Annotated in this window: 20 protein-coding genes; 8 read left to right on the top strand and 12 right to left on the bottom strand. The window is 70.3% G+C overall.

The window, feature by feature from the left end; translation table 11 throughout:
- Window positions 1–250: 250 nt before the first annotated feature.
- The 3 genes from hglS to L0984_RS22920 are packed head-to-tail and all read right to left on the bottom strand — an operon-like array spanning window position 251 to window position 4,152.
- Window positions 251–1,642, bottom strand: a complete 1,392-nt coding sequence (gene hglS / locus L0984_RS22910; RefSeq protein ID WP_234196659.1) for a 2-oxoadipate dioxygenase/decarboxylase HglS — start codon at window positions 1,640–1,642, stop codon at window positions 251–253.
- 52 nt (window positions 1,643–1,694) lie between these two features.
- Complete coding sequence (locus L0984_RS22915; RefSeq protein ID WP_234196660.1) at window positions 1,695–3,113, bottom strand: FAD-binding oxidoreductase; 1,419 nt, start codon at window positions 3,111–3,113, stop codon at window positions 1,695–1,697.
- Between the two features lie 40 nt (window positions 3,114–3,153).
- On the bottom strand, window positions 3,154–4,152 hold the full coding sequence (locus L0984_RS22920) for a Bug family tripartite tricarboxylate transporter substrate binding protein (RefSeq protein ID WP_234196661.1): 999 nt from the start codon (window positions 4,150–4,152) through the stop codon (window positions 3,154–3,156).
- A 271-nt stretch (window positions 4,153–4,423) separates the two neighbouring features.
- Here L0984_RS22920 and L0984_RS22925 point away from each other — a divergent pair, with 271 nt between their 5' ends.
- The 3 genes from L0984_RS22925 (at window position 4,424) to L0984_RS22935 (ending at window position 7,372) form a co-directional block, all read left to right on the top strand.
- Entirely contained in the window at window positions 4,424–5,320 is an 897-nt protein-coding gene (locus tag L0984_RS22925) for a LysR substrate-binding domain-containing protein (protein ID WP_234196662.1), read from the top strand.
- A gap of 174 nt (window positions 5,321–5,494) precedes the next feature.
- Window positions 5,495–6,085 (top strand): DUF4142 domain-containing protein, encoded by a 591-nt coding sequence (locus tag L0984_RS22930; protein ID WP_234196663.1) that lies wholly within the window; start codon window positions 5,495–5,497, stop codon window positions 6,083–6,085.
- A 246-nt stretch (window positions 6,086–6,331) separates the two neighbouring features.
- The gene (locus L0984_RS22935) at window positions 6,332–7,372 is read left to right on the top strand and encodes a lysylphosphatidylglycerol synthase domain-containing protein (RefSeq protein WP_234196664.1); all 1,041 of its coding nucleotides are present in this window, start codon (window positions 6,332–6,334) and stop codon (window positions 7,370–7,372) included.
- Here the strand turns inward: L0984_RS22935 and L0984_RS22940 are convergent.
- The 4 genes from L0984_RS22940 to L0984_RS22955 all read right to left on the bottom strand — a co-directional run bounded on the left by L0984_RS22940 (window position 7,354) and on the right by L0984_RS22955 (window position 11,777).
- Window positions 7,354–8,928: a TerC family protein gene (locus tag L0984_RS22940; protein ID WP_234196938.1), complete on the bottom strand. Its 1,575-nt coding sequence runs from the start codon at window positions 8,926–8,928 to the stop codon at window positions 7,354–7,356. The genes L0984_RS22935 and L0984_RS22940 overlap by 19 nt on opposite strands.
- A 249-nt stretch (window positions 8,929–9,177) precedes the next feature.
- Window positions 9,178–9,762, bottom strand: coding sequence for a DUF4286 family protein (locus L0984_RS22945; RefSeq protein ID WP_234196665.1), 585 nt, complete (start codon window positions 9,760–9,762; stop codon window positions 9,178–9,180).
- A complete protein-coding gene (locus L0984_RS22950) occupies window positions 9,755–10,792 on the bottom strand; it encodes a zinc-dependent alcohol dehydrogenase (RefSeq protein WP_234196666.1) in 1,038 nt (345 codons plus the stop codon). The genes L0984_RS22945 and L0984_RS22950 overlap by 8 nt, the downstream gene beginning before the upstream one ends.
- A 19-nt stretch (window positions 10,793–10,811) precedes the next feature.
- Complete coding sequence (locus L0984_RS22955; protein WP_234196667.1) at window positions 10,812–11,777, bottom strand: Bug family tripartite tricarboxylate transporter substrate binding protein; 966 nt, start codon at window positions 11,775–11,777, stop codon at window positions 10,812–10,814.
- Window positions 11,778–11,899: 122 nt separating this feature from the next.
- On the opposite strand from L0984_RS22955, the gene L0984_RS22960 reads away from it, so the two are divergent.
- The 4 genes from L0984_RS22960 (at window position 11,900) to L0984_RS22975 (ending at window position 14,901) form a co-directional block, all read left to right on the top strand.
- Window positions 11,900–12,889: a LysR family transcriptional regulator gene (locus L0984_RS22960; RefSeq protein WP_234196668.1), complete on the top strand. Its 990-nt coding sequence runs from the start codon at window positions 11,900–11,902 to the stop codon at window positions 12,887–12,889.
- A gap of 52 nt (window positions 12,890–12,941) precedes the next feature.
- Window positions 12,942–13,208 carry a helix-turn-helix transcriptional regulator gene (locus L0984_RS22965; protein WP_234196669.1) on the top strand — a complete coding sequence of 89 codons (267 nt, stop codon included), beginning with the start codon at window positions 12,942–12,944 and terminating at the stop codon, window positions 13,206–13,208.
- Window positions 13,209–13,210: 2 nt separating this feature from the next.
- Window positions 13,211–14,566, top strand: a complete 1,356-nt coding sequence (locus L0984_RS22970; protein ID WP_234196670.1) for a type II toxin-antitoxin system HipA family toxin — start codon at window positions 13,211–13,213, stop codon at window positions 14,564–14,566.
- Between the two features lie 68 nt (window positions 14,567–14,634).
- Window positions 14,635–14,901: a YkgJ family cysteine cluster protein gene (locus L0984_RS22975; RefSeq protein WP_234196671.1), complete on the top strand. Its 267-nt coding sequence runs from the start codon at window positions 14,635–14,637 to the stop codon at window positions 14,899–14,901.
- A gap of 56 nt (window positions 14,902–14,957) precedes the next feature.
- Here L0984_RS22975 and L0984_RS22980 read toward each other — a convergent pair whose 3' ends face one another.
- From L0984_RS22980 to L0984_RS22995, 4 genes are all read right to left on the bottom strand, one after another.
- A complete protein-coding gene (locus L0984_RS22980) occupies window positions 14,958–16,514 on the bottom strand; it encodes an efflux transporter outer membrane subunit (protein ID WP_234196939.1) in 1,557 nt (518 codons plus the stop codon).
- An 89-nt stretch (window positions 16,515–16,603) separates the two neighbouring features.
- A complete protein-coding gene (locus tag L0984_RS22985; protein ID WP_234196672.1) occupies window positions 16,604–19,885 on the bottom strand; it encodes an efflux RND transporter permease subunit in 3,282 nt (1,093 codons plus the stop codon).
- 131 nt (window positions 19,886–20,016) lie between these two features.
- A complete protein-coding gene (locus L0984_RS22990) occupies window positions 20,017–21,267 on the bottom strand; it encodes an efflux RND transporter periplasmic adaptor subunit (protein ID WP_234196673.1) in 1,251 nt (416 codons plus the stop codon).
- Between the two features lie 199 nt (window positions 21,268–21,466).
- Complete coding sequence (locus tag L0984_RS22995; RefSeq protein WP_234196674.1) at window positions 21,467–22,351, bottom strand: alpha/beta hydrolase; 885 nt, start codon at window positions 22,349–22,351, stop codon at window positions 21,467–21,469.
- Between the two features lie 230 nt (window positions 22,352–22,581).
- Here L0984_RS22995 and L0984_RS23000 point away from each other — a divergent pair, with 230 nt between their 5' ends.
- Window positions 22,582–23,526, top strand: coding sequence for a LysR family transcriptional regulator (locus L0984_RS23000; RefSeq protein ID WP_017760940.1), 945 nt, complete (start codon window positions 22,582–22,584; stop codon window positions 23,524–23,526).
- A 41-nt stretch (window positions 23,527–23,567) separates the two neighbouring features.
- Here the strand turns inward: L0984_RS23000 and L0984_RS23005 are convergent, their stop codons facing one another.
- Window positions 23,568–24,959 (bottom strand): replication initiation protein, encoded by a 1,392-nt coding sequence (locus L0984_RS23005; RefSeq protein ID WP_234196675.1) that lies wholly within the window; start codon window positions 24,957–24,959, stop codon window positions 23,568–23,570.
- Window positions 24,960–25,416 lie beyond the last annotated feature (457 nt).

Here is a 25,416-nt window from a genome sequence, read left to right on the forward strand (position 1 = left end):
GCCGCGGCAGCCACGTCGGCCGGCCTCGCGCCCTCTCCGACGATCAGCTCGACGCGCTGCTGCTCGAGCTGCAGCACGAGCCCCTGGAACAGGTCGCGCAGCGCATGGGCGTGCATCCGCGCACCTTGCAGCGGTACATGAAGTCCGCCGAATGACCTGTCGGGCCCCGCCGCCGCCCGAGAGCAGGGGCAGCGCCGACGCCACGCCCCCCGATAGGCCGGCGTCGGCCATCAACCGATCGGCGCCGGGCTCAGCGTGCGCCGTCGCCCGCCAGTTCCGCGTAGCGGACCCGCAGCGCCTCCACCGAGGCGGCCTGGCTCGCTTCGTACAGCGCGATCTCGTCGGCGACCGGCGCGCCCAGGGCCTGCTCGAAGGCGGCCTGGGCCGCATTGGCGGCGTAGCTCTTCTGCTCTTCCCCGCCCAGGTTGGACTGGAAGATGCCGGCCGCACTCACGGGCAGGAAGTCTTCGTAGACGATGGGCCGCGCCCCCACGATGCCGTCGCGGCGCAGGGCGGCCAGGTCGAAGGGCGCGCCGCTCGCCGCGCGCGCGGCAAAGCCGGCCTCGTCCGCCACGTGATGACGGAAGAAGGCCAGCGCCTGGTCCAGCAGCACCTCCGGCTCGTCCGGGAAGTCCGCGAAGGCCGCGGCCAGCCGTTGGCCGTAGTCGGCCGCGGCGCTGCCGGCCCCTTCCATCGACCGCACCTGGGCCAGCAGCTGGTCATAGAGCGCGCGGCCCTTGCGGGTGAGCGCCATGCCGCGCTGCTCGATCTCGCCGAAGCGGGCGGTGTGCGAGCCGGCGTCGCCGCCCTGCGTGAAGACGATGGTCTCTTCCAGCGCCTTGAAGCTGGTCTGCCGCAGCAGGATGGGATGGCGGCGGCGCGGCGGACCTTCGACCACGTCCTTGGCGGCCAGGCCGCGGCGCGGCATCTCGGCCTGGGCCGCATCGATGTCGAGCGTGCGCGGCGTCAGATGGTTGATGTGCGGGCCCTTGAACGACACCACGTCCGCCACCAGGCGGTGCGCGGCATGCAGCTGGCGGTAGGTGTCGAGGCTCACGGTGGCCTCGCTGTGCCAGCGGAAGGTCTCGGTCACCTCGCGCACGAAGGCATCGGCCTGCGCTTCGCTCAGCCCGCCCTCGGACTCGAAGCGCGCCGTGAGTGCCAGGGCCTCGTCCGTGAAGATGCGGCGCTTCGCGAGGATGTCGCGCGCCTGCGCGCGCAGGCCCGCGTCGGCGATGAGCTCCAGCCGCAGCAGCGAGGTGAACACACGGAAGGGGTTGAGCCGCAGTGCCTCGTCGCTCACGGGCCGGAAGGCGGTCGCATGCACGGGCACGCCGGCGACGGAGAGGTCGTAGTAGCCGACCGGGAACATGCCCATCACGCGGAAGATGCGCCGCATGGTCGCCAGCTCCTCGGGCGTGCCCAGGCGGATGGCGCCGTGGCGCTCCACGTCGAGGCGGTGCAGCTCGCCGGCCTCCGTGAGCGACTGCCGCAGCGCGGGCTGCGCGTCGAGCGTGGCCTGGTTGATCTGCGCCACGAGTTCGAGCAGGGCGCCGTACTGCGGCACCTCGGTCTTGTACATGGCCGACATGGACTGCGAGAAGCGGTCGCGGACCTGGTCCGGACTGACGAAGGAGGACATGGTGGAAGCGTCTGGAAAGCGGGGAATGCGGAAATGCGGAGGGCGCAAGCCCTCAGGGCGTGCGGGCCAGCACGCGGCCCGGGTTGAGCAGCTGCTGCGGATCGAGCGCCTGCTTGATGGCCTGCATCAGCTGCAGCGCCACGGGCGACTTGTGGTGGGGCAGCTTCTCGCGCTTGAGCTCGCCCACGCCATGCTCGGCCGAGATCGAGCCGCCGAAGCGGCTGACGGTGTCGTAGACGATGGTGCTGATCGTCGCCTCGTGCGCGGCCACGAAGGCCCGGGCGTCGCCCTCGGCGGGCGCCTGGATGTTGTAGTGCAGGTTGCCGTCGCCCAGGTGGCCGAAGTTGACGAAGCGCACGCCGGGCACGCCGGCAGCCAGCGCGGCATCGGCCTCGCACACGAAGTCGGGGATGCGCGACACCGGGATCGAGATGTCGTGCTTGACGTTGACGCCCTCCTCCGCCTGCGCGAGCGTGATGCTCTCGCGGATGTGCCAGAGGTCGTGGGCCTGCTTGAGGCTCTCGGCCACGATGGCGTCGGCCGCCAGGCCCTGCTCGAAGGCGGTCTCGAGCAGGCCTTCGAACTGCGCGCGCGCATGGTCCTCGGACTCGTTGTCCGACAGCTCGATGAGCACGCACCAGGCATGCTCGCGCCACATCGGCACGCGCAGTTGCGGATAGTGCCGGTCGACCAGGCCGAGCGCGAACTGGTTCATCACCTCGAAGCCCGTGAGCCCGGCCGCCAGGTGCCGGTGCGCCAGGCCCAGCAGCGCCGTGGCGTCTTCGAGCGACGCCAGCGCCACCCAGGCCGTGAGCTGCGCGGCAGGCCGCGGATGCAGCTTGAGCGTGGCCGCGGTGATGATGCCCAGGGTGCCCTCGCTGCCGATGAAGAGGTCGCGCAGGTCGTAGCCGGTGTTGTCCTTGCGCAAGCCAGAGAGGCCATCCCACAGCGCGCCCTGCGCGGTGACCACCTCCAGGCCCAGGCACAGTTCGCGGGCATTGCCGTAGCGCACCACCTGCGTGCCGCCCGCATTGGTGGCCAGGTTGCCGCCGATGGTGCAGCTGCCTTCGGCGCCCAGGCTCAGCGGAAACAGGAAGCCGGCCTCGTCTGCCACCTGCTGCAGCGTCTGCAGGATGCAGCCCGCCTCGACGGTGAAGGTCATGTTCTGCGGATCGATGGCCCGCACGGCATTCATGCGACGCAGACTCAGCACCACCTGCGTGCCGGTGGCGTCGGGCGTAGAGCCCGCCACCAGGCCGGTGTTGCCGCCCTGCGGCACGAGGCTGGTGCCGGCGGCGGCGCAGGCACGCACCACGCGCGCCACTTCGTCCGCCGTGGCGGGGCGCACCACGCACAGGGCACGGCCCCGCACGCGGCCGCGCCAGTCCTGTTCATAGCTGTCGAGATCGGCGCCGGTGAGCACATGGGCGGGGCCCACGATGGCGGCCAGGGTGTCGGTGAGCGTCGTCATGCGTCGGCGTCGTCCTGCAAAGCGGGGTGGGCGGCGCGGCTCACTGCCGGGGAACGCCGGCGTCCTTGATGATGGCGCCCCAGTGGCGGTACTCGCTGCGGGCGAAGTCGCGGAAGGCCGGACCGGCCAGCGGCTTCACCTCGCCGCCCAGGGCGGTGACGCGCTCCTTGAACTCGGGGCTGGCCGCGACCTTGAGCGTGGCCTCTTCCAGGCGCTTGACGATGGCGGCCGGCGTGCCCTTGGGGGCCAGCACGCCGTTCCAGGTCGCGGTCACGAAGTTGGCATAGCCCAGCTCCTTCATCGTGGGCACGTTGGGCAGCACGGGAATGCGCTCGGCCGAGGTCACGGCCAGGGCGCGCAGCTTGCCGCCCTGGATGAAGGGCAGCGCCGGCGTCACGTTCTCGAAGATGAAGTCGATCTGCCCGCCCAAGAGGTCGGTAAGGGCCAGGGAGCTGCCCTTGTAGGGCACATGCACGAGGTTGAGCTTGGTGGCGGTCTTGAAGAGTTCGCCGGACAGGTGCACGGTGGAGCCGGTGCCCGGCGAGCCGTAGTTCAGGCCTTCGCGCCTTCCTTTCTCGCTGGCCGCCAGCTCGGCTACGGTCTTCGGTGCGCCCTTGCTGTCGCTGACGACCAGCACGTTGGGGATGGAGGTGACCATGGCGACGTACTCGTAGTCGTCGAGGTTCTTCTCGCTCAGGTTCTTGTACAGGCTCTGGTTGATGGCCTGCGTGCCGGCGGTGCCGAACAGCAGCGTGTAGCCATCGGCCGCGGACGTGGCGACGCGGCTGGCACCGATGGAGCCATTGGCCCCCGACACGTTGTCCACGACCACAGGTTGGCCCAGGCTTTCGGTCAGGCCCTGGCCCACCATGCGGGCCAGGATGTCGGTGTTGCCGCCGGGCGCGAAGGGCACCACGAGGCGGATCGGCCGGGCGGGGTAGCCGCCCGCCTGCGCCTGGGCCCAGGTGGGCAGCAGAAGGGTGGTGGCGGCCAGGGCAGCAGCGCCCAGGAAATGCTTGCGCGAGAGGATGCGGGTCAAAAGAGGGAGTCTCCGTGTTCGGGCCCCATCGGCGGGGCGGAAGCCCCGTCGGCCGCGGCGCGTCATGCGGGGCATGGCGCCGCGGCGTGCGGGCAGGTCGGGGGCGCATGGTCTTGAAAACCGCACCTTGACGTCAATCAATGTTTTGGAAGATGGTCATTCCGTTTGAGAATGATCCCGGCGATGCCTGCAGGCGTCGCGCTTTTCTTGCGGCCGCTCGGCAGACGAGCCGATGGCTGGCCCGCATCCCGCCCATCGGTCACGCGCGCTCATGAATTCCCGTAAATATCTTCCATCGATGGGCCTGCTGGTGGCCTTCGAAGCCTGCGCGCGCCTGCAGAAGTTCACCGCGGCGGCGCACGAGCTCCATCTGACCCAGAGCGCCATCAGCCGCCAGATCCGCGCGCTCGAAGACGCCGTGGGCGTGGAGCTCTTCACGCGCGACCGCCAGACGGTGCGGCTCACGCCCGCCGGCGAGATGTACGCCCTGGAGATCCGCGAGGCGCTGCGGACCATCGGCAATGCCACGCTGCAACTGCGAGCCGACCCGGGGGCCGGCACCCTGACCCTGGCCATCCTGCCGACCGTGGGCACGCGCTGGCTGGCCCCGATGCTGCCCGACTTCATGCGCGCCAACCCCGGCATCACGCTCAACCTGGTGACGCGGCTCGACCCTTTCGACCTGGACGCGGAGGGCGTGCATGCGGCGATCCACTACGGGCATGCGCAGTGGCCGCAGGCCGAACTCGATCTGCTGTTCGGCGAGACCGTCGTGCCGGCCTGCTCGCCCGCCCTCAAGGCGCACTACGGCTTTGCGGCAGCGGCCGACTTGCGGGCCGCGCCGCTGCTGCACCTGAACTCGCGTCCCCTGGCCTGGGCGGACTGGTTCGCCGCGCAAGGCCTTGCGCCCGGCGACGAGGCGGGCACCCGCATCGACCAGTTCGCCACCGTGACCCAGGCCGCTTCGGCGGGGCTGGGCGTGGCCCTGCTGCCCGAGTTCCTGGTCCGCTCGGAGCTCGACCGCGGCGAGCTGGTGCCGGCCGTCGATCTGCGCTGCGGCAGCGCCGGCAGCTACTACCTCGCCTGCGCCAGCAGTCAGTTGCGCTATCCGCCGCTGCGGGCGTTCCGCGAGTGGCTCGGACGGCAGGCGGCGGCGTCGCCGCCCTGAGGGACCCGGAATCGCCCATCGCCAGGGGCAGGCACGGCCGCACAGGCCACACGTCGGACATGATCACCGGACTCATGCTGGACGGTCCTACGCATCTTGGGCGAGAAGGCTCAGGTGATGCCGCATCGGCGGGGGCGATGCTTGGACGCAATGCGACCTCACTTCATCGATTCCATGCGCCAGTCTTCCACCTCTTTGCTTCCCATCGGTCACCAGCGCGGACGCCGGCTGCTGATGTCGGCCCTGCTTGCCGGCTGCACGGCCCTGACCATGCCGCTGGCTCATGCCCAGCCCAACAGCAAGGACCCTGACGAGGCCACGCTGCGTGGCGACATGAGCAATGGCGACCGCGTGTTCCTGCGCTCCGCCGGCGGACTCATCGTGCGCGACCGCGAGATCGGCAAGCTGGGCCAGCGGCGCTTCCAGAAGCCGGCCCTGCGCGAGTGGGCCGCATCGCTGGAGAAGAAGTCCGACGCGCTCTACCGCGACATGACGGACTACGCCGAGCGCCACAAGACCAACCTGCCGCTGGACATGTCGGAAGTCTCGCGTCGCCTGGTCGACCGGGTCGCAGAGAGCAAGGGCGCCACCTTCGACCGCGACATGGTGCGCACCGTCCGGGCACTGCTGGAAGAGCAGGTGCGCGTGTTCACCGACTCGGCAGAGACGGCCGAGCATCAGGAGGTCGCCGCCCTGGCCCGCCGCGCTGCGGACGACCGCCGCACGCTGTTGCAGGCGCTGGACAAGGTCGCTCCACGCTCCTGAGATCCCCCGCGTGCCGACGGGTGGAACCACTGTCGGCACCGCCTTGCCTTCACGCCGGCCGACCGCCCATGAAAAAGCCCGGTCGGCCCAAAAGCCGCCGGGCGAAGTCGCAGCAAGGGTGCTGCGAGGAGACCGCTTTCTCCAAGCAGGATCCGGGCCAGCTTCTGCGGGCGCCTCCGGGCCGCCTACAGCGGCCGATGTCCGGCGCCGACGTCGGGCGAGATGCGCCATGCCCACCATGAGGCGATGCAAGATACCGAGGCGCCCGTGCTGATCGACCGCTCTTCCTCCCGCACCGCGGAACACACGACGAAGGGCTTAGGCGCGCCCGCGCATCCATCCCGCTGGGCACGGCTGTGGCCCACGGTACGCCGCTGGGCGGTACCTGCACTCGGGCTTCTGGTGCTGGCCATGCTCATCTCGCATGCACACAAGGTGGACTGGGCCGGCGCCTGGGCGGCGCTCAAGCGCTATCCCGGCACCGTTCTCCTGGAGGCCTCGATCCTGGCGCTGGCCAGCCACGCGTTGTACGGCTGCTTCGATCTCACCGGACGGCATCACACCCGGCATGGCCTGCCGGTGATGCGGACTTGGGCCATCGCCGTGGCGAGCTACGGCTTCAACCTCAACCTGGGCTCCCTGGTCGGCGGGGTGGCGCTGCGCGCGCGGCTCTATGCACGCGACGGGCTGGACGAGACCAAGGTGGGCCAGATCATCGCCATGAGCCTGAGCACCAACTGGCTCGGCTACGGGCTCGTCGCGGGCGGCCTCTTTGCGTCGGGCATGCTGGACCTTCCCGATTCGGTGCCGCTGTCCAACGGCATGCTGCAGGTCATCGGCATCGGGCTGATGCTGCTGCCGGTGGCCTATCTGCTGGCCTGCCTGCGCTGGCACGGCGCCACCTGGAAGGTGCGCGGCAAGTCGGTCCACCTGCCCACGCCACGCCTCGCCCTGGTGCAGCTGGCACTGTCCACGGGCAACTGGTGCCTGATGGGCACGCTGATGTACCTGTTGCTGGGCGGCAGCGTGCCCTATGCCCATGTGCTGGGCGTGCTGCTGGCCGCATCGGTGGTGGGCGTGTGCGTGCCGATCCCCGCCGGGCTCGGCGTCCTGGAGGCTGTGTACCTGGCGTTGCTGTCGGGCACGGTGCCGCAGGGCAAGCTGATGGGCGCGGTGCTGGCCTACCGCGCCCTGTACTACCTGCTGCCGCTGGCCATCGCGCTGGGTCTGTACGCGTACCTGGAGAAGACGGCCGACCCGAATGCGGGTCAGGCCGAGGCCACCTGAGCCTGCGTCCCCTCCGCCGCCAGCTCGATGCGGACGGCGCGGATGCGCTGGCCCTCCACATCGAGCACCTGCATCTGCCATCCGTCGTGGACGAGCACCTCGCCGGCGGCCGGCATGCGGCCCAGCCGTGAAAGCAGATAGCCCGCCAACGAGGTGTAGCTGTCGTCCTCGCTGACCAGACCTTCGGTTTCCAGCATGCGTTGCAGCTGATGGATGTCGGCCGTGCCGGCGACACGCCAGGCGCCGGCCCCCAGGCGCTCGATCTCGGGCGACTCGTCCTCGTCGGGAAACTCGCCCGCGATGGCCTCGAGCACGTCGAAGGGCGTGAGCAGGCCCTTGAGCAGCCCGTATTCGTCATTGACCAGCACCAGCTGGCCCTTGGCCTTGCGCAGGACGTCGATGGTGTGGGTGACGCTGGCACTCTCCGGCAAGTAGAGCGGCACACGCATGTGCGCGCCCTGCTCGTCGATGCGGCCCTGCGCCACCAGCGCCGCCAGCAACTCGGTCGCCCGTCCGACGCCGACGACCTGGTCCAGACTGCCGCGGCACACCGGCAGCAGGCTGTGCGGCGAGCCCAGCAGGCGCTCGCGCACTGCGTCGGGCGACTCCTCGAGATCGATCCAGGACACATCCGAACGCGGCGTCATGATGCTGCGCGCCGTGCGCTCCGCGAGGGAAAGCACGCCGCTGACCATGTGGCGCTCCTCCGGCGCAAACGCCGGGGCATCGGCCCGCGCATGTGCATCGCCATCGGACACGGCGGCCGCCTGCAGGCGCCGGCCGCCACCCAGCAGCCGCAGCACCGACTCGGCCGTGCGCTCGCGCAAGGGCCGCAGCGCCTGCTGCCGCGCCTGGTTGCGCCGCGCCAATTGGTTGAGCAGCTCGATGAGGATCGAGAAGCCGATGGCCGCATACAGGTAGCCCTTGGGCAGGTGGAAGCCGAAACCCTCCGCCACCAGGCTGAGGCCGATCATGAGCAGGAAGCTCAGGCACAGCACCACGACCGTGGGATGCGCGTTGACGAAGCGCGTGAGCGGCTTGGCCGCCAGCAGCATCACGCCGATGGAGATGACGACGGCGGCCATCATCACCGGCAGGTCGTTGACCATGCCGACGGCGGTGATCACGGCATCGAGCGAGAACACGGCATCGAGCACCACGATCTGCGCGACGACCAGCCAGAAGCCCGCATAGACCGGGTTCGTGGCCACCTGGTGCTCGGCACCTTCGAGCCGCTCGTGCAGCTCGGAGGTGGCCTTGAACAGCAGGAACAGGCCCCCGAACAGCAGGATCAGGTCGCGCCCCGAAAACGAGAGCGGCCCGAGGGCGAACAGCGGCCGCGTGAGCGTGACCATCCACGAGATCACCGACAGCAGGCCCAGGCGCATGACCAGCGCGAGCGAGAGGCCGATGACGCGCGCGCGGTCCCGCTGGTGGGGCGGCAGCTTCTCGGCCAGGATGGCGATGAAGATCAGGTTGTCGATGCCGAGGACGATCTCCAGCACCACCAGCGTGAGCAGGCCGGCCCAGACGGCCGGGTCGATGAAGAGTTCGATCATCGGTGCCCCTGCGCGCCTGGGCAGTGCAGGCATGCCGCATGCAGCGCACCCCTCGGCGAGGTGCGGCAGGGCGAGGCAGCAGGATCAGGGAAGGCACGCGTGCGTGGCACGCAGCAGCTGGCGAAGGCCAGCCGCGGACTGGGAGGCTCGGAAGAGTCGCTGGTCATCTCGTGCCAGTCTAGCGAGCGTCCCGGCACGGCCCGCACAAGGCCGGCGCGGCTCAGGGGCTTTGGCGGCGGTGGACGCTCAATGCGCTATTCGCGCGCGCCGCAACGGCAAGGGGCGGCAGCGGTCCTCGTCGCCGGCCAATGGCGCCGAGGCACTATCGCGCACCATCAGCCAGCGACCCTCGACCTTGGAGGCCTGGCCCGGCGCCATCCACGGCAGGCCCGGTGCCTGCGGCAGGTGTTCGGCCACGAGCAGCGATGGCGACGCAGACGTCGGCATCGTCGCGGCATCGCCGGAGGTACGGACATGCACCGGTCCTTCCGGCCACGCCGGCGCCACGTGGTGCAGCCGGCATACCCAGCGCGCGACATTCCTCAGGTGTGGCCGCATGCGCGCACTGGCCGGCGTGGGATGGGCCAATAGATGCCGGTAGGCCGCACTGTCGAGCACCTCGGCCGAGGCCAGGGCGTACAGCGTGAGGTAGAGCGGCCGCAATGCCGGCGCCATGGCCGCATAGCGTCGTGCGTCCAGGATCCCGGGCACCGTCAGCCGCTCGGGCACATGCTCGTTGGCATGCCAGTCCTCGTACGCGGCTTCCACTTCCGGGTCGACGTCGTTCCACAGCGCCAGCAGCGCGCCGGCGCCCGCGAACCCGTCAGCCATCCGAGGGCTCCGGCGCCAACAGCACCTTGCAGGCCTTCTTGCCATGCGCCAAGGCAAAACCTTCGGCCGCCTGCGACAGGGGCAGAACATGGCTCACCATCGGCGCGAGCACCGGGGCGAGTTCCTGCATCAGGTCGAGGGCGAGCGGCCAGTCCGACTCCGGCGGCCGGAAGGAGCCGCGCAGCTGGTGCTGGTTGCGCACCAGGGGCGTGAGGTCCAGCGTCAGCGGGCGGGCATGGATGCCCGTGACCACGACCACGCCATTGCGGCGCAGCAGCGGCAGCGCCTCCTGGATGGTCTCGGGCACGCCGGTGGCCTCGAACACCACGTCGAAGCGCTGGCCGTCCATGAACGCAGCGACGCCCTCGGCCAGGCTGCCGCGGGCCACGTCCACCTGCTGGGTGAAGCCCATGCGCTGCAGCGCCTCAAGGCGCACGGCATCGTCGAAGCCACTGACCACCACCTGCGCCGCGCCGGCCCGCCGCGCCAGTGCGGCGATGCCCTGGCCGATGGTGCCCGGGCCCATCACCAGCACGCGCGCATCCTTCACGTCGCCGGCGATGCGCAGGGCCTGCATCGAGATGGTGAGCGGCTCCGTCAGCGCGGCCAGTTCGTCGCTCACGCCATCGGGCACGGGCACGCAGTTGCGCTCGGGAACGCGCACCCAGGCCGCGAAGGCGCCGTCGCGCGTCATGCCGATGCCGCGGCGCTGCTCGCAGCGGTCGAACTCGCCGGCGGCGCAGGCCGCGCACACGCCGCAGGTCACCGAAGGCCGCACCACCACGCGGCGGCCGGCGAGCGGCCCGGCCTGTGCCACGCCCACGAACTCGTGGCCGATGGTCACGGGCAGCGAGGGTGCGATGAAGGTGTAGCTGGAGGTCCAGTCGTCGACGTGCAGGTCGCTGCCGCAGATGCCGGCGGCGTGCACGCGCACCAGCACCTCGCCGTCCCGCACATCGGCGGGCTGTGGCGCGGGCACCTCCACCAGTTCGAGTCCGGCCGCAGCGCGGGTCTTTCTCAGGGCTTGCATGGTCGGGGGTTCCTTGGCATCAGTCGAGGCGGATGCCGGTCTTCTGGATGATGGCGCCCCACTTGCTGCGCTCTTGCGCCATGAAGCTGGCGAGCGCCTGGGGCGTGCCGCCGCCCGGCACCAGGCCCTGCTTGGCGAAGGCGGCCTGCACCTCGGGCTCCTTCAAGGTGGCGTTGACGTCGGCATTGACCTTGGCGACGACGGCAGCGGGTGTGCCGGCCGCACTGAACAGGCCGTTCCACGCCAGCGCCTCGAAGCCGGGATAGCCAGACTCGGCGATGGTGGGCAGCTGCTCCATGCCTTCCATGCGCTTGGCGCTGGTGACTGCCAGCAGGCGGATGCGCCCGCTGGCCACCAGCGGCAACAGGGCCGGCGCCACGGTGAACAGGGCCTGCGTCTCGCCCGAGGCCAGGGAGATGCCCGCGGGCGGCGAGCCGTTGAAGGGCACATGCGTGGCCTCGAAGCCCGCCGTGGTACGCAGCAGCTCCATGGTCAGGTGCGAGGAGCTGCCCGCGCCGACAGAACCATAAGCCACGCCATTGGGCTGGGCACGTGCCCAGCTCACGAACTCCTGCACCGTCCTGGCCGGATGGCTGGCCGGCACCGCCAGCACATTGGGCTGGGACGAGGTCATCACGATGGGCGCCAAGTCCTTGACCGGGTCGTAGGCCATCTGCTTGTACATGAAGGGCGCGAAGGCGATGGGCCCGTTGAAGCCGATGCCCAGCGTGTAGCCATCGGGTGCGGCCTTGGCCACGGCGGACATGCCCAGCATGCCGCCGGCACCCGGCTTGTTGTCCACGATCACCGGCTGGCCCCAGCGGCTGCTCAGGCGGTTGCCGAGTGTGCGCACGATGAAGTCCAGCGAGCTGCCGGCGGGCGCGGGCACCACCACCTTCACGGGCTTGGTGGGCCAGGACTGGGCTGCGGCATGCAGCGTCAACAAGGGAAAGAGGGCGAGGGCGAGGATTCGATTCATGGTCATCGGTGTGTCTCCGTTCGGGCCGCTTCGCAACGAGCAGCGTCGGCCGGATTCTTGGTGCCGCCCGGCAATACGTCCAGCACCGATTCGCTATGCTGCCCATACCTGTGAGGTATGGAGACACCATGAACATCGAGATGCGCCATCTGCGCTACTTCATCGCCGTGGCCGAGGCCGGCAACCTCAGCCGCGCGGCGCAGAAGCTGTTCATCGCGCAGCCGCCGCTCTCGGTGCAGATCCGCCAGCTGGAAGCGGCACTGGGCACACCCCTCTTCGTTCGCCACCCCAAGGGCGTGCACCTGACCGAGGCCGGCGAAGCGCTGCTGCCCGAGGCGCGGGCGCTGGTGGACCGGGTGGGTGGACTGCGGGCATGGATCGCCGGCGCCACGCCGACCCGCCGGCTTTCGCTGGGCTTCGTGCCCTCGGCCGGCAGCACCGTGCTGCCGCAGTTGCTGGCCGCGCTGCGTGCGGACGATCCTGGCCTGCAGTTCGAGCTGCGCGAGATGATCAGCAGCGAGCAGATCGATGCCCTGGCCAGCGGCCAGATCGACCTGGGCATCGCGCGCGCCGACACACGCCACCCGCGCATCGCGACCGTGGCCCGCATCCTCGACCCCTTCTGCGTCGCCGTGGCTGCGGCGCATCGCACGCCGCGCGGTGGCGCGGCAGACCTGCGGGAATACGCCGAAGCGGACTTCGTGGCCTTCACGCGCCACCGCGGCCCGGCCTACTTCGACCAGGCGATCCACCTGTGCGCGCAAGCGGGCTTCTCGCCGCGCATCCGTTACGAGGCCAGCACGGTGCACGGCGTGCTCGACCTGGTGGGTGCCGGACTGGGCGTGGCACTGGTGCCCGCGAGCTGCGTGTTGCTGGCCGCGCCACGGGTGCGGCTGCGTCCGCTCGCCATGACCCAGAAGAGCGCCGTGCTCACGCTGCTTCGGCGCAAGCCCGGCAGCGGCATACCCTGGCTGATCGGCGAGGACGGCCTGCAGCGCATCGTGGACATGTTCGAGAACCTGCGCGAACGCACGGCTGCCCGGCTGGACGCACCTGGGAACATCGGGACGACGCAGCGGACGGCCACGCCCCGTCGTCGAACAGCACAAACGCTGTAAACTTGTTTTACGCATTCAAATGCGTTAATCTGAATAACAGACCATAGCCTGTATGCCCGCCTTCACTGTCCGAACCGCCGACCAGTTGCCTGGCCTGCTGCGTGCGCTTCGCAAGCAGGGCGGGCTGACGCAGGCCCAGATGGCGCAGCGGCTGGGCGTGACCCAGCAGACCTACTCGGCGCTGGAGCGCAATGCCGAGAGCATGGGCGCGGCGCGGCTGCTGTCGGTGCTGCACATCCTGGGTGCGGACATGGTGCTCATGCCGTCCGAGCCTGAAGCGCCCCTTCGCGCGGCCGAGGGCGATTCGCCCGCCTGGTAGTCATGGGCCGCCGCTCCCACCGCCGGGCCCTGGGCCTCTGGATGAACGGCGCCTTCGTCGGCACCTGGAGCCTGGCGCCCCACGCGCCCGACACGCTGCAGTACGACGCCGCATGGACCCGGTCGCCCGAAGGCCGTCCGGTGTCGCTGTCCCTGCCCTTCACGCCCGGCAACGCCCCGCACCGCGGCCCGAAGGTGCGTGCCTATTTCGAGAATCTGCTGCCCGACAGCCGGGACATCCGCGAGCGCATCGCGCGGCGGCACGGCACGGGCAGCACCGACGCCTTCGATCTGCTGGCACGCATCGGGCGGGACTGTGTCGGGGCGCTGGAGCTGCTGCCCGAGGGCGAAGCCTCGGGCAACGCCCGCCTCATCCAGGCCGAAGCGCTCAGCGAGGCGCGCGTCGCGGCCCTCCTGCGCAGCGCCACTGCTGCCACACCCCTGGGACTCGCCGCCGACGCCGACGACCTGCGAATCTCCATCGCCGGCGCACAGGAGAAGACCGCCCTGCTGTTGCAGGACGGCCACTGGTGCCTGCCGCAGGGCAGCACGCCCACCACGCACATCCTCAAGCTGCCGCTCGGCCTGGTCGGCGGCATGAAGATCGACATGCGCCACTCCGTGGAGAACGAATGGTTGTGCGCACGCATCCTGCGCGCCTTCGGCCTGCCGGTGGCCGACTGCCAGCCGCTGCAGTTCGAGGACATGCGGGTGCTGGCCGTGGCGCGCTTCGACCGGCGCTGGTGGACGGCCCCCGACGGAGCGCAGCAACTGCTGCGTCTGCCGCAGGAGGACTTCTGCCAGGCGACCGGCACGCCGCCCGACGCCAAGTACGAGGCCGACGGCGGGCCCGGCATCGACCGCATCATGGGCGTGCTCGATGGCTCGCTGACACGCGAGGAAGATCGCCGCACCTTCTTCCTCGCCCAGTTGCTGTTCTGGATGCTGGGCGCCACCGACGGCCATGCCAAGAACTTCAGCCTGTTCCTGCGGCCGGGCGGTCGCTACCAGCTCACGCCGCTGTACGACGTGCTGTCGGCGTGGCCCGTGCTCGGCGAAGGGCCGGGCGCCATCTCGGCGCACAAGGCGCGCATGGCCATGGCGGTGCGTGGCCGCAACGCGCACTGGAAGCTGCGGGAGATCCTGCCGCGGCACTGGGTCGCGCTCGGCCAGCGCCACGGCGTGCGGGCGGCGGACGGCCGCGGCGTGGAGGCGCTGATCGAGGCGGCCGCGATGCTCACGCCGGGCGTGGTGGCGGCCGTCCACGGCGAACTGCCGGCGGGCTTTCCGGCCGAGCTGGCCGACCGCATCCTGGGTGGCCTGGAGGACGCGGCACGCAAGCTCTCCGCCGGGCTGTGACGCGTCCGATGCCGGACGGCCCGCCCTGCGCCAGCCCGTGGTTCACGGCGTCCACTACAGTGCCCGCCATGGATTGCCGCCCCGACTGCGGTGCCTGCTGCACCGCGCCCTCCATCTCCAGCCCCATTCCCGGCATGCCGCACGGCAAGCCCGCGGGCGTGCGCTGCATCCAGCTCGCCGACGACAACCGCTGCCGCATCTTCGGCCAGCCCGAGCGCCCGGCCTGCTGCGGCGGCCTGGCACCCTCGGCCGAGATGTGCGGCAGCTCGCGGTTCGAGGCGCTGCACTGGCTGACGCAGCTGGAAGCCGAGACCGCGCCCGACACCGTGCGTTGAGCGACGACGCTCCGCCGGCAGCGGCGCAGTGATCCGGCGCGGGTGCGACTCGGGACCTACGAACCGTCCTTCTTCATCGAAGCCGCAGCCGCCATGTCCGTGGCGGCCGCCGTCGACGACGACTGCACAGCCACAGATGCAGCGCCCCATCCGCCGCCCAGCGCCCGCACCAGCGCCACCGTGGCCTGGTACTGCGCAGAGCGCACCTGCAGCGCCTGCCGCCGGTTGCGCAGCTCGCTGCGGCGTGCATCGAGCACATCGAGCTGGCTGATGTAGCCATTGCGGTAGCGGGTGTCCGACAGCTGCAGCGCCCGCGCCGCGGCCTCCACGGCCGTGGCCTGCGCAGCGGCCTGCTGCTGCAGCAGACGCAGGCCCGAGAGTTGGTCCTCCACCTCGCGGAAGGCATCGAGCGATTGCGCGCGATAGGCCGCGACCGCCTCGTCGAGCACGCCGCTCGCCTGCTCCACACCCGCGGCACGGCGGCCGCCATCGAGCAGCGGCAGCGACAGCAATGCACCCACGCCCCACGAACGCGCCGACCACTTGAACAGGTCGCCCAGCTCTGGCGAGGCAAAGCCACCGCCGGCCGTGAGTGCGACGTCCGGGAAGTACGCCGCCTGCGCCGCGCCCACGCGGGCCTGCGCGGCCAGCACCGACGCCTGGGCCGCGGCCACATCGGGCCGACGCAACAGCACAGTGGAGGGCACGCCCGCCGGCACCACGGGCAGTGCGGTCTGCCAGCGATCGACGCCGATGCCGAAGTCCGCCGGCGCACGGCCGACCAGCACGGCCAGCGCATGTTCAAGCTCCGCACGGCGGCGGTCCAGGGCCAGGGCCTCGGATTCGTTGGCCGAGACCTCGGCCTGCATGCGCGCCACGTCCAGCGCGGCCACGTCGCCGGCCTGCTCGCGGCGCTGCGTCAGGCGCAGCGTGTCGCGGTAGGCGGCCACGCCGTCGCGCACCAGGGCGCGCTCCTCGTCGGCGGCGCGCAGGGCCAGGTAGGTCTGCGCGACCTCGGCCTGCACCATCAGGCGCGTACTCTGCAGAAGGGCTTCGCGCGCCTGGGCGTCGAGCGCGGCAGCATCCTGCAGGCGCGACAGGCGGCCGAACAGGTCCAGCTCCCACGAGGCACTGAGGCCGGCGTTGAGCAGGGTGGAAGGCTGGGTGGACTGGTTGCGGTCCAGCCCGCGCTGACGCGTGGCGCCGCCTCCCAGGCCGAGCCGCGGCGATCGGTCGGCCTCGGCATTGCGCAGCAGCGCCCTCGCCTGCCGCACACGGGCCGCCGCCTGCTGCAGGCTGGTATTGGCCTCGGCCGCCTGCGCCACGAGCGCATCGAGCACCGGGTCCTGGAAGGCCTTCCACCATTCGCCGCGGGGCTGGGCCTCGGCGGCGGCGGCCTCGGTCCAGCGGCCTTCGGTCGTGGTCTGCGTGACGGACAGCGCCTCCTTGAAACGGGCAGGCGTGGGGACGGCTGGTAACTCCGCAGGTGCGGTGGCGCAGCCGGCGAGCACCAGGGCGGCCAGCAGCGGAACGAGGGTGCGGCGCTTCGACAGGCTCAGCGCGAACGGCTGGAGGCGATCGAGGATGGGGCGGGCCTGCGCGGCGCGGTTCATGGTCGTATCCATCGTCGACGGTGCGCTCGACGAGCGTGCATGCGTGTGGGTCATGGTCGTTGTCCTCGTGAACAAGGAATGCATGGGCGTCATTCGTGAGCGCCGCGCGGTGCCGCGGGCAGGGCTGCAAGGCCACCGCCACCACCGCCGTGATGGCCCGGCGTGGCGGGATGCTCGGCCGAGACGAAGTCGTCGGCATGGGCGGGCACTTGGCCGTGCTGCCGCAGTGGCCGGTTGCCGGCCAGGCGGCGCAGCGCCACGTAGAAGACGGGCGTGAGGAAGAGGCCGAAGGCCGTCACACCGATCATCCCGGCGAACACGGCCACGCCCATGGCATGGCGCATCTCCGCGCCGGCACCGGAGGACAGCACCAGAGGCAGCACGCCCATGATGAAGGCCAGCGAGGTCATCAGGATGGGCCGCAGACGCAGCCGGCTGGCCTCGATGGCCGCCTGCACCGGCGTTCGACCCGCAAACTCCAGCTCGCGCGCGAACTCCACGATCAGGATCGCGTTCTTGGCCGACAGGCCCACCAGCACGATCAGCCCGATCTGCGTGAAGACGTTGTTGTCCCCCGCAGAGAGCCACACGCCGGTCATCGCCGCCAGCAGCCCCATGGGTACGATCAGGATGATGGCCAGCGGCAGCGTCAGGCTTTCGTACTGCGCGGCCAGCACCAGGAAGACCAGCAGGATCGCCAGCGGGAAGACGAGCATCGCCGAGTTGCCGGCCAGGATCTCCTGGTAGGTCAGGTCGGTCCATTCGAAGTCGATGCCCGCCGGCAGCGTCTCCGCGGCGATGCGCGCGACGGCCGCCTGTGCCTGGCCCGACGAATAGCCGGGTGCGGCGCCGCCGTTGACATCGGCCGTGAGATAGCCGTTGTAGCGCATGGCGCGCTCGGGGCCGAAGCTCGCGTCGACCTTCATCAGGGCAGACAGGGGGATCATCTCGCCCGAAGACGAGCGCACCTTGAGCGCGCCGATGTCCTCGGCCCGCGCGCGGTAGGGCGCATCGGCCTGCACGCGCACGCTGTAGGTGCGGCCGAACTTGTTGAAGTCGTTCGCATACAGGCTGCCCAGGTAGATCTGCAGCGTGTCGAAGATGTCGGTCAGCGGCACGCCCAGCTGCCGCGCCTTGGTGCGGTCCACGTCGGCGAAGAGCTGCGGCACGTTGACCTGCCAGCTGGTGAACATGCCCGCCAGCTCCGGTGTCTGCCGTGCCTTCGCCATGAAGGCCTGGACGGCCTTGTCCATGGCCTCGTAGCCGAGGGACGCGCGGTCTTCCAGCTGCAGCTTGAAGCCACCGGTAGTGCCCAGGCCCGCCACGGGCGGCGGCGGGAACATCACGATGAACGCGTCCTGGATGCCCGCGAAGGCTTGGTTGAGCTGGCCGGCCACCGCAGCGCCGCTCTGCTCGGGCGCCTTGCGCTGGTCAAAGGGCTTGAGCATGGCGAACACGATGCCCGCGTTGGAGCTGTTGGTGAAGCCGTTGATCGACAGGCCCGGGAAGGCCAGCGTGCCTTCCACGTTGGGGTTCTTCTTCATGATGTCGCCCATGCGGCGGATCACGTCGTCGGTGCGATCCAGCGTGGCACCGTCGGGCAGCTGGGCGAAGCCGATCAGGTACTGCTTGTCCTGCGTGGGCACGAAGCCGCCGGGCACGGCCTTGAAGAGGCCGAAGGTCAGTGCGACCAGCGCGAGGTAGAGGGCCAGCATCAGCGTCTTGCGCGAGATCACGCCGCGCACGCCGCGGCCATAGCCTTCGCTGCCGCGGTGGAACAGGCGGTTGAAACCGCGGAAGAAGCCACCCAGCAGCCGGTCCATGCCGCGGGTGAGCGCATCGCGCGGCGCGTCGTGGCCCTTGAGCAGGAGGGCCGCCAGGGCCGGCGACAGCGTGAGCGAGTTGATGGCCGAGATCACCGTCGAGATGGCGATGGTGACGGCGAACTGCCGGTAGAACTGGCCCGTCAGGCCCGAGATGAAGGCCAGCGGCACGAACACCGCCACCAGCACCAGCGCGATGGCGATGATGGGCCCGGACACCTCGCGCATGGCCCGGTAGGTGGCCTCGCGCGGGGTCAGGCCGGCCTCGATGTTGCGCTCCACGTTCTCCACCACCACGATGGCGTCGTCCACCACGATCCCGATGGCCAGCACCAGACCGAAGAGCGACAGCGCATTGATGGAGAAGCCCAGCAGGTGCAGCACGGCGAAGGTGCCCACCACCGACACCGGCACGGCCAGCAGCGGAATGATGGACGCGCGCCAGGTCTGCAGGAACAGGATGACGACCAGCACCACCAGCGCCACGGCCTCCAGCAGCGTGTGGATCACCGATTCGATGGACGCCCGCACGAACTGCGTCGGGTCGTAGGCGATGCGGTATTCCACGCCTTCGGGCATGGCCTTCTGGATCTCGGCCATGGTGCGGCGCACCTGCTCGGAGATCTGCAGCGCATTGGAGCCCGGCGCCTGGAAGACGCCGATGCCCACGGCCGGGTCGTTGTCCAACAGCGAACGCAGCGAGTAGTCGGCCGCACCCAACTGGATCCGGGCCACGTCGCGCAGACGCACCACCTGCGTCGAAGGCTCACCGGCGGTGCCGCCCTTGACGATGATGTCGCCGAACTCCTCTTCATTGGCCAGGCGGCCACGCGCGTTGACCGACAACTGCAGGTCCACGCCCGAGAGGCCCGGCGAGGCGCCGACCACGCCGGCCGCAGCCTGGATGTTCTGCCCGCGGATGGCAGAAACCACGTCGCCGGCGGCCAGGCCGCGCTGGGCCATCTTCTGCGGGTCGAGCCACACGCGCATGGCGTACTCGCCGCCGCCCCAGATCTGCACCTGGCCCACGCCCTCGATGCGGGCCAGGCGGTCCTTGACGTTGAGCACCGCGTAGTTGCGCAGGTAGTCGATGTCGTAGCGCTTGTTGGGCGACACCAGGTGCACCACCATCGTGATGTCCGGCGAGCTCTTGACGGTGGCGAGGCCCAGACGGCGCACCTCCTCCGGTAGCCGCGGCTCGGCCTGGGCCACGCGGTTCTGCACCAGCTGCTGAGCCTTGTCGGGGTCGGTGCCGAGGCGGAAGGTCACCGTCAGCGTCATCACGCCGTCGGTGGTGGCCTGGCTGCTCATGTAGAGCATGCCCTCCACGCCGTTGATCTGCTCTTCGAGCGGCGTGGCCACCGTCTCGGCAATGACCTTGGGATTGGCGCCGGGGTACTGCGCGCGCACCACGATCTGCGGCGGCGCGACTTCGGGGTACTCGGAGATGGGCAGGCCGCGCAGTGCGATCAGCCCGGCGATCAGCATCAGCAGCGACAGCACGCCGGCAAAGATCGGCCGGTCGATGAAGAACTTGGAGAGATTCATGGCGCCAACTCCTGGTGGCGGGGTGAAGCGATCCCCCGCGCGCAGCCCGGGGGCTGCGCACGGTGGCGACTTGGAAGCGGAAAGAGAGGAAGCGCGCCGCGTGCGGCGCGATGCGTCAGCGGCGTGATGCCTTAGCTGCGCGAGGCGACGCGCTCGGCACCGGCCGAGCTGGCGGCCGTCATCGGCACCTCGGTGGGCGCCACGACCATGCCGGGCCGCACATGCTGCGTGCCGTTGACCACGACACGTTCGCCAGCCTTCAGGCCGGTGCTGACCACGCGCAGGCCCTGAACGGGCGCACCCAGCGTGATCTCGCGGTATTCGGTCTTGTTGCCCTCGCCCACCACCAGCACGAACTTCTTGCTCTGGTCGGTGCCGATGGCCCGCTCACTGACCAGCAACGCACGGCTCTCGCCCGCCCGGCCCATGCGGATGCGGGCGAACTGACCGGGAATGAGCGCGCCGTCCGCGTTGTCGAAGCGGGCGCGCACCCGCACCGTGCCGCTGCGCGCATCGACCTGGTTGTCGATCAGCTGCAGGCGACCTTCGTAGGGCGTGCCGTCGGTGGCGGCAGTGCCCATCTGCACCGGGATGCTGGCGAGCTGGCCCCGCGCACTGGCACCGCCGGGCAAAGCCTTCAAGGCGCGGGCCACCACCTGCTCGTCGGCATCGAAGCTGGCATAGATGGGGCTCACCGACACCAGCGTGGTCAGCACCGGCGCACCCGGGCCGGCGGGCACGAGATTGCCCACCGTCACCTCGGCCCGGCCGATGCGGCCGGCCACGGGTGCGCGCACCTGCGTGTACGACAGGTTCAGCCTGGCACTCTGCAGCGCGGCCTGGGCGGCGCGCAGGTTGGCTTCGGCTTCCTGGCCGGCATTGAGGCGCTCATCCAGTTCGCGCTGGGCGATGGCCTGCTCGCCGTACAGCCGGCGGGCGCGCTCCTGCTCGCTGCGGGTGTAGGCGGCGCGGGCCTGGGCCGAGGCCACCTGCGCCTCGGCGCGCTGAACCTCGGCCTGGTAGGGCGCGGCGTCGATGGTCAGCAGCAGTTCGCCCTGCTTGACCAGCGCGCCTTCGCGGAAGTGGATGGCCTGCACGGCGCCGGCCACGCGCGAGCGGACCTCGACGCGCTCGACGGCTTCGAGGCGGCCCGAGAACTCGTCCCAGGCGCTGACGGGCCGCGACTCGACGGCGGCCACGGTCACGGGCGTGGCAGGGGGAGCCGCGGGCACGGGCGTGTCGCTGGCCTCGGCGCGCAGGCCGGGAACCCCCAGCACACCGGCGCCGATGGCGAGCACGGCGGTGAGGCTGGTGATGGCGGGCCACACACGGCGGCGGGTGGGCGACGCGGCGGCCGCGGAGGTGTTGTCGAGGTGGGACATGGAGGTCTTTCTTTCGGATCGAAGGAATGCAGGGGCCAGCCCGGCGCTTGTGGCGCAGGCGGCATGGGCGTGGCAGAAGAAGTGGCGTGTGCGCGAATTCAGCAGGCGCAGCACGGCCCGCGCGGCCGGGCAAGGCCGCGAGCGCAGTCGCTAGGGGGTGATCGGTCAGCGCCGTACAGCGGCGCCGTCGGCACGCCGATCAGCTGGGCGGCGTGGCCGCCGCCGCGCGCCGGGCCTCGAAGAAGGCCATGACCCTCTGCCGCGCGGCCACGCCGCAGGCTGGACATCCCGGGTCATCGGGCTGGTACAGCGCCTCGGGCCATTGGGAGGTGGCGGGCAGCACTTCCGCCACCACGTCGATGCCGGCGGCGCGCAGCCGCTTGGCATAGGCCAGGGCCTCGTCACGCATCGGGTCGTCGGGGCCGACCAGCACCAGCGTCGGCGCCACGTCGGTCAGTCGCAGGGCCGAACCGGGCACCGCGTAGGGATGCGTGGCATCCATGGGGCGGCGCAGGTATTGCTGCCAGCCGGTGGCCCATTTGCAGGCCGCATCGGCGCAGGAGGCTTCGCGCAGCGAAGCGGTGCCGGCGCAAGGGTCCAGCATGGGCGAGAGCAGGATCTGGCCCGCCAGCGGCGGGTGGCCGCGGTCGCGGGCCACCAGCGCCACCGCAGCGGCAAGGTTGCCGCCGGCCTCCTCGCCCGCCAGGTAGATCTGCGCACCCTTGCCCGCCAGCTTGACGCGCTGCTTGTAGAGCCATTCGAGGGCCGCGAAGCCCACCTCGATGGGCTTGGGAAAGGGATGCTCGGGTGCCAGCGGATAGGCCAGCGACAGGACGCGCGCACCCGCAGCGGCCAGCAGCCGGCCCACGTTGCGCCCGTTGTCCAGGTCGCCGCAGACGAAGGTGCCGCCATGGAAATGCAGCACCAGCGGCATGACCGCCGCTCCCTTGACACGCTCGCCGTAGATGCGGGCCTTCACGGGCTCGCCGCCGGGCAGGTCGATGTGCAGGTCCTCCTCCGCCACGGCGCAGCCGCCGGCCGGGGAAGTGGCGGCGGACGCTGGGGCTTGGGGATTCGTGCTCATGGCAGGCCTTTCGGATCGGACGTGGGGAGTCTTTAGGGTGCGGCGTGGATCGAACTATACGAACGCCCGCCGCTTGCACGGACCGTGCCGATGCCCCTACTCTGTTTCCCGCGCAGCAACAATGGAGGGCTGGTTGCCGCACAGAATGCGGGGCCACAAGGCGGACTGGCCATCGCCAGCCTGCCGCATCCCGCGCGCGCGGGATGTCAGCCCTTTTCGCACATCGATCCATGGACCAGATCCAGACCATGCGGGTGTTCGTGCGTGTCGTGGAGGCGGGCAATTTCACCCGCGCCGGCGACTCGCTCGGCCTGCCCAAGGCCACCGTGACCAAGCAGATCCAGTCGCTGGAGTCGCGGCTGCGCGTCAAGCTGCTCAATCGCACCACGCGGCGCGTGACCGTCACGCCCGACGGGGCGGCCTACTACGAGCGCGTCGCGCGCCTGCTCAGCGACTTCGACGAGCTGGAGTCGAGCATGACCAACAGCAACGCCGCGCCTTCGGGCCGGCTGCGCGTGGACGTGGGCACCGCCATGGCGCGGCTCGTCCTCATCCCGCGGCTGCAGAGTTTCTGCGACCAGTACCCCGACATCCAGGTCGACCTGGGCGTCAGTGATCGTCCGGTCGACCTGATCGGCGACAACGTGGACGTGGTGATCCGCGGCGGCGAGATCGGCGACCAGTCGCTGGTGGCGCGGCGCATCGGCACCCTGCCCTTCATGACGGTCGCCTCGCCCGACTACCTGAAGCGCTACGGCGTGCCCCGCACGCCGCATGACCTGGAGCGCGGGCGGCAGCACGTCATCAATTTCTTCTCGCACAACTCGCGCCGGGTCTATCCGCTGGAGTTCCACAAGGATGGCGAGACGCTGGAGGTAACCGGCCCCGCCCGCCTTGCCGTGAACGACAGCAATGCCTACACCGAGGCAGCGCTCGCCGGCTTCGGCGTGGCGCAGATGGTGCGCTTCATCGCCGCGCCCTACGTGGCGCGGGGCGAGCTGGTGGAGTTGTTTCCGGACTGGGAATGCCCTCCCCTGCCGGTGCATGTGGTGTATCCGCCCAACCGCCACCTGAGTGCCAAGGTCCGCGCTTTCGTGGACTGGACGGCGGCGGAGTTCGCCCGCAACCAGGATCTGGCCCGGGCGCCGGACACGGCAGCGGTCCGCGCCGGCTGACGTCGGCGCTCACCGGTCTGCCCTGCCGGGCCGTGCCGGCATCACTCCTCGTCGCCGCCCATCTCGGTCGCGATCTCCAGCAGGTCTTCGGCGCTGGGCTTGTCCCAGCCGGGGCCGAAGGTCGCATCGCCGAAGAAGCGCAGCATCTCCTGCCGCACCATCGGATGCTGCCAGCCGCTGGAACCCAGCCGCTTGATGATGGACGGGTGGGCGCCGCGGCCCTGCAAGGCGAGCATCAGCTGGCCTTCCAGCTCGTGCTGGGTTTCCTCTGACAGTTGCTCGATGGCGGACAGGCAACGCTCGTTGGCGCGGCGAATCCACTCCGCCTGCCAGCGCTGGCGACGCTGCGACTGCTGCTCGCGCGCCGCCAGCGCCGCTGCGGCAGGATGGGCTGCGGCGGCCTGCGCCGCAGCATCGACCTGGTCGCTGCCCCGCGCCAGCAACGCCTTGAGATAGCGGGCCGGATCCCGCAGCGGTTCGGGATAGGCCGTGTTCACCCGGCGCTCCAGCACGTCGAGCGCCGAGCGCACCGCGGCCTCGTCGCAGCCCGCCGCCATCTGCTCGAAGGCTTCCTCGCTCACTCCCAGCGCGATGGCGCGGCTCACGGCGACCATGTCGACCGGCGCGGGCGCGCGGGCCAATGTGAGCGCCGACTGCTTCTTCCGGCCAATGTGGAACTGGATCTCGTCGATGAAGCGCCCCTGCTTGTGCTCGACCAGCTCGATCTCCAGATCGGTGATCGCATTGACTTCGGCGATGGCCGGCTTGAGGGTGTCGCGCTTGAAGATCCGGTATTCGAGGCGGTCGGTTTTCTCGGTGTGGGGATTGCCGCTGAGCACCGGGTACCACCAGCGCCAGGGCTGTCGTGCCGTCCGGCCGATGTCCTTGTAGCGGGTGCAGATCTCGTAGAGCACCACGCCCGCATGGGTGCGCAACTGGCTGATCACTTCGAGCCGAAGCCGCGCGAACACGCTCGGGTCCAGCAGTTCCTGCTTCAGGTTGACCGCATAAGACCACTCGACCCAGACCTGGCCCCGCTCCTTGCTGAGTCGCGCATGGGCCAGCAGGCCACTGACGTTCCAGGCCGCGCCCTCCCCGCTCGTGGGCGACTGCCACTCCACGGTGGTGGACACCATGGCCCTCAGGTGCTTCTTGATCAGCGCATGGTCGTTGCTGTCGAAATCCAGGCCGCGGACCACCGAGTCGAGCGGGGTCCGGAAGACGTCCTTTTCCATCCCCTGCTCCTGCGCCAGGTACAGGAGCACGTTGTAGCTCTTGCGTCCAAGGGTGGTGATCCGCGTCGACTTGGGAACGATGGCCAGCGTGTTGACGGCCTTGCGCAGCAGTTGCACGTCGTCGGAGACGGCCGGACCGCCGCCGCCCGCGGAAGCACGGGCGCGCACGGTGTCGGGAGTCCGGAGGGTTCGAGCCATGGACGGTAATGTACGCGAGAGGTGATCGGGCCTTTCACCTGAAAGCGTTCGGATCCTGTTCCTGAAAACTCTCACGTGAAACCGGCGCTGCGCCCCGCTCACACAGGCGCAAGCGGAGAGTTTTCGGGATGACCGGCTGAAGGAGTCCGGGCGCAGCCACCTGGGCACGGCGCGCCGCCCCGATTTCGGCCCTGGAGAGCCCTTCCCTCTTCCACAGCGCACCACAAAGCGGCGCCACGCGCCTCGACGGAGGCCCACGGAGCGATGGCCCGCCCTTCTTTCCTGAAAACACTCACCTCAGCCCGCCTCGCCGGGACCTCGCGGACTCATGAAAACACGCACCCTCACTACCGAAAAGTCTCCGTCTTCTCCCGTCTCCCTGGCTCTCAGCTCCCGATCCGTCGCCGTATCGTCCCGAATCCCTGCATGTCTTAGGCGCCAAGTGCTTGTCACCATT

Source organism: Pseudacidovorax sp. NFM-22, from assembly GCF_021401245.1.
Taxonomy (GTDB): domain Bacteria; phylum Pseudomonadota; class Gammaproteobacteria; order Burkholderiales; family Burkholderiaceae_C; genus Xenophilus.

Bases quoted from the DNA above. Each gene is read 5' to 3' on its own strand.
- L0984_RS22995 (WP_234196674.1), bottom strand. From the start codon at position 22,351: ATGAGCACGAATCCCCAAGCCCCAGCGTCCGCCGCCACTTCCCCGGCC.
- L0984_RS23000 (WP_017760940.1), top strand. From the start codon at position 22,582: ATGGACCAGATCCAGACCATGCGGGTGTTCGTGCGTGTCGTGGAGGCG.
- L0984_RS22955 (WP_234196667.1), bottom strand. From the start codon at position 11,777: ATGACCATGAATCGAATCCTCGCCCTCGCCCTCTTTCCCTTGTTGACG.
- L0984_RS22945 (WP_234196665.1), bottom strand. From the start codon at position 9,762: ATGGCTGACGGGTTCGCGGGCGCCGGCGCGCTGCTGGCGCTGTGGAAC.
- L0984_RS22965 (WP_234196669.1), top strand. From the start codon at position 12,942: ATGCCCGCCTTCACTGTCCGAACCGCCGACCAGTTGCCTGGCCTGCTG.
- L0984_RS22985 (WP_234196672.1), bottom strand. From the start codon at position 19,885: ATGAATCTCTCCAAGTTCTTCATCGACCGGCCGATCTTTGCCGGCGTG.
- hglS (WP_234196659.1), bottom strand. From the start codon at position 1,642: ATGTCCTCCTTCGTCAGTCCGGACCAGGTCCGCGACCGCTTCTCGCAG.
- L0984_RS22980 (WP_234196939.1), bottom strand. From the start codon at position 16,514: ATGAACCGCGCCGCGCAGGCCCGCCCCATCCTCGATCGCCTCCAGCCG.
- L0984_RS22935 (WP_234196664.1), top strand. From the start codon at position 6,332: ATGCAAGATACCGAGGCGCCCGTGCTGATCGACCGCTCTTCCTCCCGC.
- L0984_RS22915 (WP_234196660.1), bottom strand. From the start codon at position 3,113: ATGACGACGCTCACCGACACCCTGGCCGCCATCGTGGGCCCCGCCCAT.
- L0984_RS22925 (WP_234196662.1), top strand. From the start codon at position 4,424: ATGAATTCCCGTAAATATCTTCCATCGATGGGCCTGCTGGTGGCCTTC.
- L0984_RS22975 (WP_234196671.1), top strand. From the start codon at position 14,635: ATGGATTGCCGCCCCGACTGCGGTGCCTGCTGCACCGCGCCCTCCATC.
- L0984_RS22950 (WP_234196666.1), bottom strand. From the start codon at position 10,792: ATGCAAGCCCTGAGAAAGACCCGCGCTGCGGCCGGACTCGAACTGGTG.
- L0984_RS22930 (WP_234196663.1), top strand. From the start codon at position 5,495: ATGCGCCAGTCTTCCACCTCTTTGCTTCCCATCGGTCACCAGCGCGGA.
- L0984_RS23005 (WP_234196675.1), bottom strand. From the start codon at position 24,959: ATGGCTCGAACCCTCCGGACTCCCGACACCGTGCGCGCCCGTGCTTCC.
- L0984_RS22970 (WP_234196670.1), top strand. From the start codon at position 13,211: ATGGGCCGCCGCTCCCACCGCCGGGCCCTGGGCCTCTGGATGAACGGC.
- L0984_RS22990 (WP_234196673.1), bottom strand. From the start codon at position 21,267: ATGTCCCACCTCGACAACACCTCCGCGGCCGCCGCGTCGCCCACCCGC.
- L0984_RS22960 (WP_234196668.1), top strand. From the start codon at position 11,900: ATGAACATCGAGATGCGCCATCTGCGCTACTTCATCGCCGTGGCCGAG.